This window comes from Streptomyces sp. NPDC047043 (assembly GCF_040644055.1).
Taxonomy (GTDB): domain Bacteria; phylum Actinomycetota; class Actinomycetes; order Streptomycetales; family Streptomycetaceae; genus Streptomyces.
In genome coordinates this window covers 209,279-218,494 of the sequence record NZ_JBEYVO010000021.1, presented here as the reverse complement: position 1 = coordinate 218,494, position 9,216 = coordinate 209,279, and the positions used below count along the sequence as shown (strand labels likewise).

Annotated in this window: 11 protein-coding genes; 7 read left to right on the top strand and 4 right to left on the bottom strand. The window is 70.6% G+C overall.

The window, feature by feature from the left end; all coding sequences use genetic code 11:
* A partial coding sequence (locus ABZ880_RS31265) for a maltotransferase domain-containing protein (protein ID WP_361269480.1) occupies positions 1-575 on the bottom strand: 575 nt, incomplete at its 3' end.
* A gap of 73 nt (positions 576-648) precedes the next feature.
* Positions 649-948 (bottom strand): DUF5133 domain-containing protein, encoded by a 300-nt coding sequence (locus ABZ880_RS31260; protein WP_361269478.1) that lies wholly within the window; start codon positions 946-948, stop codon positions 649-651.
* Positions 949-1,279: 331 nt separating this feature from the next.
* Between ABZ880_RS31260 and ABZ880_RS31255 the strand changes: the two genes are divergently transcribed.
* From ABZ880_RS31255 to ABZ880_RS31245, 3 genes are all read left to right on the top strand, one after another.
* Positions 1,280-1,792 (top strand): pep a2, encoded by a 513-nt coding sequence (locus ABZ880_RS31255; protein ID WP_361269476.1) that lies wholly within the window; start codon positions 1,280-1,282, stop codon positions 1,790-1,792.
* Positions 1,793-1,824: 32 nt separating this feature from the next.
* Positions 1,825-3,942 carry a glycogen debranching protein GlgX gene (gene glgX, locus ABZ880_RS31250; RefSeq protein WP_361269503.1) on the top strand — a complete coding sequence of 706 codons (2,118 nt, stop codon included), beginning with the start codon at positions 1,825-1,827 and terminating at the stop codon, positions 3,940-3,942.
* 84 nt (positions 3,943-4,026) lie between these two features.
* Positions 4,027-4,554: a hypothetical protein gene (locus ABZ880_RS31245; protein WP_361269473.1), complete on the top strand. Its 528-nt coding sequence runs from the start codon at positions 4,027-4,029 to the stop codon at positions 4,552-4,554.
* Between the two features lie 31 nt (positions 4,555-4,585).
* Here the strand turns inward: ABZ880_RS31245 and ABZ880_RS31240 are convergent, their stop codons facing one another.
* Positions 4,586-5,389 (bottom strand): VOC family protein, encoded by an 804-nt coding sequence (locus tag ABZ880_RS31240; RefSeq protein WP_361269470.1) that lies wholly within the window; start codon positions 5,387-5,389, stop codon positions 4,586-4,588.
* Between the two features lie 206 nt (positions 5,390-5,595).
* Between ABZ880_RS31240 and ABZ880_RS31235 the strand changes: the two genes are divergently transcribed.
* Positions 5,596-5,916 (top strand): ANTAR domain-containing protein, encoded by a 321-nt coding sequence (locus ABZ880_RS31235; protein WP_361269468.1) that lies wholly within the window; start codon positions 5,596-5,598, stop codon positions 5,914-5,916.
* Between the two features lie 37 nt (positions 5,917-5,953).
* On the opposite strand, the gene ABZ880_RS31230 is transcribed toward ABZ880_RS31235, so the two are convergent.
* A complete protein-coding gene (locus ABZ880_RS31230) occupies positions 5,954-6,748 on the bottom strand; it encodes an RNA polymerase sigma factor SigF (protein WP_361269465.1) in 795 nt (264 codons plus the stop codon).
* Between the two features lie 255 nt (positions 6,749-7,003).
* On the opposite strand from ABZ880_RS31230, the gene ABZ880_RS31225 reads away from it, so the two are divergent.
* Genes ABZ880_RS31225 through ABZ880_RS31215 form a run of 3 tightly spaced genes read left to right on the top strand, consistent with a single transcriptional unit; the run spans position 7,004 to position 9,115 of the window.
* Positions 7,004-7,456, top strand: a complete 453-nt coding sequence (locus tag ABZ880_RS31225; RefSeq protein WP_361269462.1) for a MarR family winged helix-turn-helix transcriptional regulator — start codon at positions 7,004-7,006, stop codon at positions 7,454-7,456.
* Positions 7,453-8,295, top strand: a complete 843-nt coding sequence (locus ABZ880_RS31220) for an ATP-binding cassette domain-containing protein (RefSeq protein ID WP_361269460.1) — start codon at positions 7,453-7,455, stop codon at positions 8,293-8,295. The genes ABZ880_RS31225 and ABZ880_RS31220 overlap by 4 nt, the downstream gene beginning before the upstream one ends.
* A complete protein-coding gene (locus ABZ880_RS31215) occupies positions 8,255-9,115 on the top strand; it encodes an ABC transporter permease (protein WP_361269458.1) in 861 nt (286 codons plus the stop codon). The genes ABZ880_RS31220 and ABZ880_RS31215 overlap by 41 nt, the downstream gene beginning before the upstream one ends.
* Positions 9,116-9,216 lie beyond the last annotated feature (101 nt).

Genomic DNA, 9,216 nt, shown 5'->3' with positions numbered 1-9,216 from the left:
AGCAGCGGCAGGGTCTGCGAGGCGGTGACCAGTTCCCGCAGCGGATGGCGGGCCAGCACCGCATCGACCTCCGGCGTCAACGCCGCCGCCAGGCGGGTGGCGACCGGCAGGGTGTCGTCGCGCAGCGTCTGCGCCGCGGCCAGCACCGCTGCCCGCCCCGGGCCCTGGGGCACCCCGGCGGCCATCCGGTCGTACAGGTCGGCGCCCTCCTCGAGGACCAGGCCGGTGTCGATGCCGGCCGGGACCTTGATGCGGGCGGTGCGCCGCCAGGTGGTGACCGGGTCGCTCCAGGCCTCTACGCGGAACGTCCAGCGGCCCTCCGAGGTGGGCGTCACCTCGGCTCCCCAGCGGTCGGAGCCGGGGGCCAGTTCCCGCATCGGCGTCCACGGGCCGTGCTGGCCCTCCGGATCGGTCAGGACGACATTGGCGGCGACCGCGTCGTGGCCCTCGCGGAACACGGTCGCGGTGACCTCGAACGTTTCCCCGACGACCGCCTTGGCCGGGCGTTTTCCGCACTCCACGGCCGGGTGGACGTCCCGCACCGGGATGCGGCCGATGGCCGGAATAGAACTCATGAGTCTCACCTCAACCGTGCTCAAGACCGGGCCCTTCTGGCCCGGTCGGGGGGTACGAACTGCGCCGGAAGGCCTAGGCCTCCGCGCGGGAGCGTCGGTGCGCCTTCGGCGGACCGCGCCGGCCGACGGCCGGCGTCCGGGGCCGTTCGTCCTGCTCCTGGAGATAGGCGCCCAGGGTGGAGCGCAGATAACGCTCGGCGGCGTCCGCGGCCTCGCGGGCGCAGCGCTTGCCCATCAGCACGCACAAGGTGTAGCCCGAGTCCTCGAAGGTGGCCCGCACCGCTCGGTCCGCGGGGGACGCGAGCATGACGCGTTCCCAGGCCCGATAACGCCGCAGTTGCCGGGCGACTTCGGCTTTGGCCGGTAGCAGCATGGCGCCGTTCCCCTTCCGGGCTCGATCGCGCGTCTCCCGACCGTCGGGTGGCGGCCGTGCGTGCGCGGGCACGCACGGATGCGTTTACGGGCATCGAGGTCTTCACACATGGTGCATGCATGAGCACTCAACGTCCTGTTGGATCTTCAACCATCTCTGCCGTCCCAATCGTCCCGACAACCCCGGATGTGTGCTCGTGTTGCACGTATGGCGTAGTGCTCCCACTCTTGAGGTGACTCAGAAGCGATCAGCGCTCACGCTTCGCGTTCGGGTGCCCGTCCCGCCGGGACGGGGAAGGAGCGGGAGTTTCGCCGGTGAGGAGCCAACGAAGATGAAGACCGCAGTGCCCTGCTACTACCACCTCGACGTGGAAGTCGGCCCGGAGCGGATCGGACAGGTCAGGCGCATCCTGGCCGCTCACCTCAGGCTCTGGGATCTCGAGACGCTGGTCGAGCCCGTCTGCGGCGGGACCGAACTGCTGCTGAAGGCCATAGACGAACACGCGACGGACAAGAGCACGTCGATCGAGATGTGGTGGAACGGCCAGCATCTGATCACCGCCATCGGGGAGAACGACTGCGAGCTCCGCCCCGACCAGGACCTGCGTTCCTGCCTGGAACACATCGCCGCGATGAGCGACGGCTGGGGCTGCTGCGCCACCGACAACGGCAGCAAGGTCATCTGGTTCTCGCAGCGGGCCCGGGCCGGCGAGCGCGTGCCCCTCGTGCCGCTGCCGCCCGCGCCGAGCCTGCGCGAGGTGCTCCAGGTGCCCCGCGAGATGCCGGCCGCGGCGCTGGCCGCTCCGGCAGGCGATCCGGACGGCGCCCTGGAGGACGCCCGGTGACCGCGAAACGCCGGCGCAAGGCAAAGGCAGGGGTGCCCGTCTGGAGCGGGCACCCCTACCCGTTGGGCGCCTCCTACGACGGGAAGGGCACCAACTTCGCCCTCTTCAGCGAGGTCGCCGAACGCGTCGAACTGGTCCTCGTCGACGACGGCGGCGGTGAGCGCAGCGTCCCGGTGACCGAGGTCGACGGCTTCGTCTGGCACTGCCACCTGCCGGACGTCGGCCCGGGGCAGCGCTACGGCTACCGGGTGCACGGGCCGTGGCAGCCGGAGTTGGGCCATCGGTGCAATCCGGCGAAGCTGCTCCTGGACCCGTACACCCGGGCGGTGGACGGACAGGTCGACAACCACGCCTCGCTCTTCGAGCGCGCGGCCGACGGGCGTTCCCGGTACGACAGCGCCGGGCACACCATGCTCGGCGTGGTCACCGACCCCGCCTTCGACTGGGGCGAGGACAGCCCGCCCCGGCGGCCGTACGCCGACAGCGTCATCTACGAGGCGCACGTCCGCGGGCTGACCCGCACCCACCCCGACGTCCCCGCCGAACTCCGCGGCACCTACGCCGGGTTGGCGCACCCGGCGGTGATCGAGCACCTCACCGCGCTGGGCGTGACGGCGGTGGAGCTGATGCCGGTGCACCAGTACGTGCAGGACGGCGTCCTGCAGAGCCGCGGACTGTCCAACTACTGGGGCTACAACACGATCGGCTTCTTCGCCCCGCACAACGCCTACGCCGCCCACGGCACCCGCGGCCAGCAGGTCACCGAGTTCAAGTCCATGGTGAAGGCGCTGCACGCGGCCGGCCTCGAAGTGATCCTCGACGTCGTCTACAACCACACCGCCGAGGGCAACGAGAAGGGCCCCACCCTCTCCTTCCGCGGCATCGACAACGCCTCGTACTACCGCCTGGTGGACGGCGACTGGGGGCACTACTACGACACCACCGGCACCGGCAACAGCCTGCTGATGCGCCACCCCTACGTGCTGCAGCTGATCATGGACTCGCTGCGGTACTGGGTGACCGAGATGCACGTCGACGGCTTCCGCTTCGACCTCGCGGCCACGCTGGCGCGGCAGTTCCACGAGGTGGACCGGCTGTCGGCGTTCTTCGACCTGATCCAGCAGGACCCGGTGATCAGCCGGGTCAAGCTGATCGCCGAACCGTGGGACGTGGGGGAGGGCGGCTACCAGGTCGGCAACTTCCCGCCGCTGTGGTCGGAGTGGAACGGCAAGTACCGTGACGCCGTACGGGACTTCTGGCGCGCGGAGGAGCACACGCTCGGCGAGTTCGCCTCCCGGCTGACCGGCTCCTCCGACCTCTACCAGCACAGCCGGCGCCGCCCGCGCGCCAGCGTCAACTTCGTCACCGCGCACGACGGGTTCACCCTGCGCGACCTGGTCTCGTACAACGACAAGCACAACGAGGCCAACGGCGAGGGCAACCGGGACGGCGAGAGCGACAACCGGTCCTGGAACTGCGGCGTCGAGGGCGGGACCGACGAGCCGGGCGTGCTGGAGCTGCGCGCCCGTCAGCAGCGCAACTTCCTGGCCACGCTGCTGCTCTCGCAGGGCATCCCGATGCTCGGCCACGGCGACGAGCTGGGCCGCACCCAGCGCGGCAACAACAACGCCTACTGCCAGGACAACGAAGTCTCCTGGATCGACTGGGAGTTGACCGAGGAGCAGCGCGAACTCGCCGACTTCACCCGGTACGTCATCGGTCTGCGCGCCGCCCACCCCGTGCTGCGCCGGCGCCGGTTCTTCCGCGGCGAGACCGCGACGCACGCCCGTCAGCCGCTGCCCGACCTGGTGTGGCTGGCGCCGGACGCACGGGAGATGAGGGAGCAGGACTGGCGGCGCTCGGACGCACACTCCGTCGGCGTCTTCCTCAACGGCGACGCCATCGCGGAACCCGACCCGTGCGGCCGCCGGGTGGTGGACGACTCGTTCCTGCTCCTGCTCAACAGCTACTGGGAGCCGATGGAGTTCCTGCTGCCGGACGTCACCTACGGCGAACGCTGGACGACGCTCGTCGACACCGCCGTCCCGCTGGGCACCCCCGACGAGACGGAGCACAAGGCGGGCAGCACGATGACCGTCGAGGCCCGCAGCCTCGTCCTGCTCACCCGCCCCTCCCGCACGGCCGGCTGAGGGGCGGCGGAGGCCGGTTGTCCACGGAGGCGATCTGGCGCACGGGATCGTCCCCGGTTCTAATCAATGACTGTGGACGGGAGCATGGCAGCCGTCATCGGTGCGGCAGTGGGGGCGGTCGGAGGGCTTGGCGGCGGTTGGCTCTCTGTGGTCGGCCAGTTCCGGCACCATCGTGCGCAGCAGCATGCCGCTCGCGAACGGTGGCGTGACGAAATGAGGCGTGACGCCTACACCGCATACCTGGCCGCTACGCGTCAACTCAACGCGGCATGGTGGAAGATGGCCGACCAATTGGCCGCGCAAGGAAGCACACCGGCCGAATGGCAGGCAGCCTTCACGGAGACGCACGATGCCTGGGCAAGGTTCAGCACGGCCTCGTCGGCTGTGGCTGTGGCGGGGCCGCGGACGGTGGCCACCACTGCGGCAGACCTTCACCGGGCAATGCGGGAGTGGGAAATGATCGGCGTGGAGTGGGCGCGCGCGGCAATCCGGGACGGCATGGGTCATGTGACCGAATACCACGCCCGGTTCGAGGCCGCTGCCTCTGCCAAGCAGACGCCGCTTGCCGCCTTTCAGCAAGCCGCGCGCGAAGCGTTGAAGACAGAACACTGAAGCATCGGCCGGTCGGGGAGCACCCGCAGGCTCAGTGTTCGCGGCGTGAGGTCACCGTGAACTGCGCGCCGTCCGGGTCGCGCAGTACGGCCTCCTCGCTGCCCTTCGACAGGACGCTGCCGCCGTGCTGTTCCGCCGCCCGCACACAGGCCGCCACGTCCTCGACGGCGAAGTGGATCTGCCAGTGCGGCCGGATGGTGGGGTCGGGGGCCGCCCCCAGAGCGCCGGAGACAATGCGCGCCACGATGTCGCCCTGGCTGCGCAGCACGACCTCGCCGCCTTCGTACTGGACCTCGCAGCAACCGGGACGCTCGGTCGCCCAGTCCAGGACCTCGCCGTAGAAGATCGCGGCGTCGAAGGCGTCTCGCGTGTGCAGCCGGATGAAGGTCGGGGCCGCGAGCCGCCACTTCTCCCAGTTGGCGACGAGCGCGCCCTCCCAGATCCCGAAGGTCGCCCCGTCCCGGTCGGCCAGCAGCGCCGCCCGCCCGGGCGGGAAGGAGAGCGGCCCGACCGCGGCCGTACCGCCGCGCTCGGTCGCCCGCGCCACGGCCTCGTCCGCGCTGGGCACGGCGAAGTACGGCGTCCACGCCACCGCCATCTGCCACATGGTGGCGACGCCCGCGATCCCGGCCACCGGCGTCCCGTCCACCAGCGCCATCCGGAAGCGGTCGCCCAGCTTGGCGGAGCGCCACTCCCAGCCCAGCACGGCCCCGTAGAAGTCCTCGGTGGTGTCGAGATCACGGCTGGTCAGGCTCACCCAGCAGGGCGCCCCGGCCACGGAGTGCGAGGAGACGACATGTGTCGTGCGGCGGGGGCGTGAGATGTCGTGGTTCATGGCAGTCGCGTCCTGGTCTCGTCCACCGGCAGCCACCGGTCTCGTACCAGTGTCCAACCGGAACCGCTCCATGCGCCTGCCGAGTACCCGCTCGGCCGCCCCGAAACGGGTGGCGCGCCCTTCCGGCGCCCGGTGGCAACAGGGCGGATGAGTGACACGATGGAGGGGCCGGATGTGTAGACCCACGCCGCCGACGGGAGGTGACCATGCCCATGGACGAGGGCTCGGACCAGATCTTCGCGTTGCAGGAACAGGTCCAACAGCTCAAGGAGGCAGTGGTCTCGCACGCCGTCGTCGACCAGGCGATCGGCATGGTCGTCGCGCTCGGCCGGGTGACGCCGGACGAGGGCTGGGAGGTGCTGAAGGAGGTCTCCCAGCACACGAACATCAAGCTGCGCAACGTCGCGGAACTCATCCTCATCTGGGGGCGCAGCGGAACGATCCCCCCGGAGATCAGGGCCCATCTGGAGGACGCCCTGGACCGCTACGGCCCCACGCAGATCCCGGACGCCCCACCGGAGCGGTGAGGCGAGGAACCCACCAGGGGCCGTACGGCGCCTCGGCTCAGCGGGCCTCGGCGAGGAGTTCCTCACGCAGCTGGGAGAAGCAGCCGCTGAGCAGGCGTGACACATGCATCTGCGAGATGCCGAGCTGGTCGGCGATCCGGCTCTGCGTCATGCCCCCGAAGAACCGCAGGTACAGGATGGTGCGCTCGCGCTCCGGCAGCGCCTTCAGACAGGGCCCGACCGCCACGCGGTCGACGACGACGTCGTACGCCGGATCGGGGCCGCCGATCGCGTCCGCCAGCGCGTAGCCGTCGGTGCCGGGCATCTCGGCGTCCAGCGACAGCGCGGAGAAGCACTCCAGGGCCTCCATGCCGGTGCGCACCTCGCACTCGCTCAGCTGCGCGCACGCGGCGATCTCGGCCACGGTCGGGGCCCGCCCCGGTATGGTCTGCGACAGCTCCTTCACGGCCTGCCGCACCCTGTTGCGCAGGTCCTGGACCCGGCGCGGCACGTGCAGCGTCCACATGTGGTCGCGGAAGTGCCGCTTGATCTCGCCGGTGACGGTCGGCACCGCGTACGCCTCGAAGGCGTGCCCGCGGGCCGGGTCGTAGTGGTCGACGGCCTTGACCAGGCCGAGCGCCGCGACCTGGTAGAGGTCCTCGAGGGACTCGCCGCGCCCCTTGAACCGGACGGCGATCCGCTCGGCCATGGGCAGCCAGGCCTGGACGAGGTCATCCCTGAGCCGCCTGCGCTGCGGGCCGTCGGAGAGCCCCGCGAGCCGCTCGAAGTCCGTGCCGGTGTCGGGCGCGTCGTCATGCGGGTGGGGTTTGGTTCTGCCACTGGTGCTAGGCATCGTGCGCACCTCCCTGAGGCGGTGCCGGAGGGACGGACACCACGGGAGATGCGGGCTCGGACATGGAGACATCCGGGGCCTGACCGGCTCCCGTGGACGTGCCTCCTGTCCGAAGCACTCCATGCAGATGCCCGGGATGGGGCATACGAAACAATCCGGACGCTGCGGTGACGCTCCGCGGTCCTGCGACTGTGCACCGCCACGCTTTACCGCCGCTTGGGCTCATTACCTCTGCTACAGAGCTAATCTGTTGATGTGGAACCGGAAACCTTCCCGGACGAGCTGATCGACGCCCTCATCGGCGTCCAGCGACTCCTGCGGCGCCGACTGCGCCGGCAGATCGCCCCGCAGCTGCGCGGCGCCGAGGTCGAGCTGCTGCGCCTGGTCGTGGCGCAGCCCGGCATCGGCATCTCGGACGCCGCCAAGGACCTGTACCTGGCGAGCAATTCGGTGTCGACGCTGGTCAACCAGCTCTCCCGGCAGGGCTATCTGGTCCGCGAGACCGACCCCGCCGACCGGCGCGCCGCGCGCCTGATGCCCACCGCCGCGGCCGAAGCCCGGCTCGCCGAGTGGCGCAAGCGGCGCGGTGAACTCGTACGAGACGGACTGGCCGGACTCGACGAAGCGGACCGGGAGGCGCTCGCCGCGGCGATCCCGGCGCTGCGGACACTGGCCGACAACCTGCACGAGGAGGCCGAGGAGACATGACGCGGGACGCAGACACCGACCAGGCGGAGGCCGTCGCCTGCACCGGACTCGCCTACTCCTTCGGCGACACCCAGGCGGTGGACGGGCTCGAACTGTCAGTGGGGGAGGGCGAGGTCTTCGGACTCCTCGGCCCCAACGGCGCCGGCAAGACCACCGCGATCCGATGCATCACCACCCTGCTCCCGGTCCCCGCCGGCATGGTCCGCGTCTTCGGCCACGACGCCGCCAGGGACCGCATGGCCGTACGCCGTCTGCTGGGCTACGTACCGCAGCAGTTGTCCGCCGACGCCGGCCTGACCGGACGCGAGAACATCGCCCTGTTCGCCCGCGTCTTCGACGTCCCGCGCCGCGAACGCGACGCACGCGTCGGCCAGGCCCTGGCCGCCGTCGACCTCACCGACGCCGCCGACCGGCTCGCCGGCACCTACTCCGGCGGCATGGTCCGCCGCCTCGAACTCGCCCAGGCTCTGGTCAGCGCGCCCCGGCTGCTGATCCTCGACGAGCCGACCATCGGCCTCGACCCGATCGCCCGCACCGACGTGTGGGAGCACATCAACGCCGTGCGCGCCGCCACCGGCATGACCGTGCTGGTGACCACCCACTACATGGACGAGGCCGACCACTACTGCGACCGGGTCGGCCTGATGCACCGCGGCCGCATCCGGGCCCTGGGCACCCCCACCGAACTCAGGGAGGGGCTCGCCGAAAGCCGGGGCACGGACACCCTGCCGACCCTGGAGGACGTCTTCCGCGACGTCGCCGGCAGCGGCCTCGACGACCAGGCAGGAGATTTCCGCGATGTCCGAAGCACCCGCCGCACCGCGAACCGCGTCGGCTGACCGCACCCCGGCCGACGGCATCGATCTGTTGCTCAAGCCGCCCCAGCCCCGCGCGGGCTGGCGGCTGCTGCCCGCCCGGGTGGTCGCGATGTGCGCCGTCGAACTGCAGAAACTGCGCCACGACCGCACCGAGCTCTACACCCGCGCCGTGCAGCCCGCCCTGTGGCTGCTGATCTTCGGCCAGACCTTCACCCGCATCAAGGCGATCCCCACCGGCGGCATCCCCTACGTCGACTACCTGGCGCCCGGCATCATCGCCCAGTCCGCGATGTTCATCGCCATCTTCTACGGCATCCAGATCATCTGGGAGCGCGACGCCGGCATCCTCAACAAGCTGCTGGTCACGCCGACCCCGCGCTCGGCGCTGATCACCGGCAAGGCGTTCGCGGCCGGGGTGAAGTCGCTGATCCAGGCCGTCGTGGTCATCGTCATCGCCGCGCTCCTCGGCGTGGCACTGACCTGGAACCCCCTGAAACTGCTCGGCGTCGCGGCGATCGTGGTCCTCGGGTCCGCCTTCTTCTCCTGCCTGTCGATGACCATCGCCGGCATCGTCCTCAGCCGCGACCGCCTCATGGGCATCGGACAGGCCATCACCATGCCGCTGTTCTTCGGCTCCAACGCCCTGTATCCCGTGTCCATCATGCCGGGCTGGCTCCAGGCCATCAGCAAGGTCAACCCCCTGAGCTATCAGGTCGACGCCCTGCGCGGCCTCCTCCTCGGCACGCACGCGCACGTGGCCCTCGATCTGGCGGTGCTGTTCGTGGCCGCCGCACTCGGCATCACGGCCGCCTCCTCGCTCCTCGGCCGGCTGGCCCGCTGATCATGCCCTTCGGAACGTGATGTGCGGCACGCGCGCACACGCGCCGGCCGCGCCCGTGTGCCGATTGTTCCTGCGCACGGCTTGATCACTGATCAAAGGGG

Bases quoted from the DNA above. Each gene is read 5' to 3' on its own strand.
- ABZ880_RS31260 (WP_361269478.1), bottom strand. From the start codon at position 948: ATGCTGCTACCGGCCAAAGCCGAAGTCGCCCGGCAACTGCGGCGTTAT.
- ABZ880_RS31255 (WP_361269476.1), top strand. From the start codon at position 1,280: ATGAAGACCGCAGTGCCCTGCTACTACCACCTCGACGTGGAAGTCGGC.
- ABZ880_RS31245 (WP_361269473.1), top strand. From the start codon at position 4,027: ATGGCAGCCGTCATCGGTGCGGCAGTGGGGGCGGTCGGAGGGCTTGGC.
- ABZ880_RS31240 (WP_361269470.1), bottom strand. From the start codon at position 5,389: ATGAACCACGACATCTCACGCCCCCGCCGCACGACACATGTCGTCTCC.
- ABZ880_RS31235 (WP_361269468.1), top strand. From the start codon at position 5,596: ATGCCCATGGACGAGGGCTCGGACCAGATCTTCGCGTTGCAGGAACAG.
- ABZ880_RS31230 (WP_361269465.1), bottom strand. From the start codon at position 6,748: ATGCCTAGCACCAGTGGCAGAACCAAACCCCACCCGCATGACGACGCG.
- ABZ880_RS31220 (WP_361269460.1), top strand. From the start codon at position 7,453: ATGACGCGGGACGCAGACACCGACCAGGCGGAGGCCGTCGCCTGCACC.
- ABZ880_RS31215 (WP_361269458.1), top strand. From the start codon at position 8,255: ATGTCCGAAGCACCCGCCGCACCGCGAACCGCGTCGGCTGACCGCACC.